The organism is Rodentibacter sp. Ppn85, assembly GCF_001999335.1.
Taxonomy (GTDB): Bacteria; Pseudomonadota; Gammaproteobacteria; order Enterobacterales; family Pasteurellaceae; genus Rodentibacter.
Genome location: NZ_MLHS01000087.1, coordinates 1 through 1,529 on the forward strand (window position 1 = coordinate 1; position 1,529 = coordinate 1,529).

The 1,529-nt window shown below is 37.1% G+C and carries 2 protein-coding genes; both read left to right on the plus strand.

Annotated elements, in window-relative coordinates:
* The first annotated feature begins 137 nt into the window (after positions 1 to 137).
* Positions 138 to 1,103, plus strand: a complete 966-nt coding sequence (locus BKL51_RS11225) for a DUF4123 domain-containing protein (RefSeq protein ID WP_077466743.1) — start codon at positions 138 to 140, stop codon at positions 1,101 to 1,103.
* A 59-nt stretch (positions 1,104 to 1,162) separates the two neighbouring features.
* Positions 1,163 to 1,529, plus strand: a 367-nt coding sequence (locus BKL51_RS11230; protein ID WP_143530623.1) for a hypothetical protein, incomplete at its 3' end; no start/stop codon positions are given.

Here is a 1,529-nt window from a genome sequence, read left to right on the forward strand (position 1 = left end):
ATCGAGTTGGTGGGGAATGTGTATATTGAGGGGGAGTTGGTTAAAGAAGACGGCTCTCCTGAAATGGTAACCAGTTTTAAAACCGCTGTTAACAATGGGCTTCCTTTTGTGCAAGATTGTCAGCTGGAGAATAACCAATGATTGAGTTATTACTAAAAGAGCAACAAGAACAAGTTATCAATGGCTTTATCCTGTTGATTAATTCCTATTTGGAAAAACAAAAACATATTTATGTCATTTTAGAGCCGATGGAAGATGACGAGGTAAACCATATATTTTTGAAAACAGGAATGAGTTATACAGAACCTGTCTCACTCTTTGATAACCGCTTGGAAGATGTTGGACCACGCATTAGCGAGTTTGGGAAAAATAAGGATTTTGACCGTTGGATTATCGAAAAAGCCTTATTTCATCGTTGGACCGCGTTATTTATCAGCGACGTCGATTTAACGACATTCACCGAACACATCAGCTATTTATGTAATGCAGTAACATTTGAACATAAACCGGTTATTTTCCGTATGTATCCGCCGGCAATTTTGAATGAATGGCTAACGGCATTGCAAAAAGAAAATCAGGCTTATCGCGCCTTGGGTATCTGTTCCGATATTTTGTATGTCATGGATTTTCCCGAGCAGGTTGCACATTACCATTTTGAGCATAATTTGGTGACACGACAAGAACTGGATTTGCTTAATCATCAAACACAGGAAATTGCTGTGCCGGTGGAGTTTGACTTGATAGACATTCCGACAGATGAAAAATGGTGGCTGACGGAAAATCAGGTAAATAGCTTAAGCTATGCGAGGGCTTATCATTTAATACATGAATTGCGTAAAAATCTACTGTCGATCCCATCCATTCAGAAAAGTTATACTCCGCTTGAAGTTCATCGGCAGTTAATCCAACTTATCAATCTTTGTTTTCAATATCATATCATTGATATTTTTTTCGTATCGGAATTGGCAAAACTGTATTTTGCAAATAAAGAGTGTTGGATCGCTCAAAAGGAGGAATGTATAAAAATCTTCCAATCTACACAACCCGAAGCGGATAAACTGGAAAATATCGCCATACTTTTACAAGGTAATCAGGAACAATGAATGAAATAAGACTGATGAAACGTAAAAATTCATACTGGCTATTGATCTTATTAGGAGTAATGACGTGTTCTGTCGCTGAAAATATTATTCAATCGGAAGAACCGAATTACAGCGAAACACAATGGCGAACCTTTTATGGTGAAAAACCGGTGGATTATCGCCCTGAATTTTGGGTCACTTATTACGGTTCCGGAGAGAATGAAGATTGTTATAAACCCAATGTAGTTTCTGTAGTAGATGGAAAATCAAGAATAAGAAAAGAAATTTATAAGGAATTTATTGCGGAGGAAACGAATAATGGGAAAAGTTATGTAATACGCTACCCAAATAGATTTAAGCTTGGAAATTGTATGTATTCTAGTGGTGGTGGGCAACTTTATATTGAGGAAAAGAGTGATGACCCAAGATTAAATCAGGATCCTTATA

Coding starts and splice junctions, on each gene's coding strand:
- BKL51_RS11225 (WP_077466743.1), top strand. CDS start 138: ATGATTGAGTTATTACTAAAAGAGCAACAAGAACAAGTTATCAATGGC.